This is a genomic window from Stenotrophomonas sp. SrG (assembly GCF_050031795.1).
GTDB classification, from domain to species: Bacteria; Pseudomonadota; Gammaproteobacteria; order Xanthomonadales; family Xanthomonadaceae; genus Stenotrophomonas; species Stenotrophomonas rhizophila_A.
This window is the reverse complement of record NZ_JBNBBE010000560.1, coordinates 1-253: the sequence shown is the minus strand read 5'-3', so window position 1 is coordinate 253 and position 253 is coordinate 1. Positions and strand designations below refer to the sequence as shown.

The window sequence follows — 253 nt, the reverse complement described above, 5'->3', positions numbered from 1 at the left end:
CCCGAGGCCATCACGGCCTACCCACCGGCCGATCAGGTGCCCGCGGGCACCGGCAGCGTGCCGCTCGCGGAGGCGCTGGACGCGGCATCCGCTCTGGAGTTCGCGATCGTCGAGTTCGACACCTACTCGGGCGATCTGTTCGACGGCATCGAGCAGAGCCGGCTCTTCCTCGACGAGCGGGCGGCGCGCTGATGGGGTCGCCGATCGGCGTCGGGATCATCGGCGCGGGCAATATCCGCGACCAGTACCTGAC

The 253-nt window shown here is 70.4% G+C and carries 1 protein-coding gene; it reads left to right on the top strand.

Annotation, left to right across the window (positions count from 1 at the left end):
* The coding region (locus tag ACQG3P_RS20860) for a hypothetical protein (protein ID WP_426806119.1) at positions 1-192 on the top strand (192 nt) is incomplete at its 5' end.
* Between the last annotated feature and the right edge of the window lie 61 nt (positions 193-253).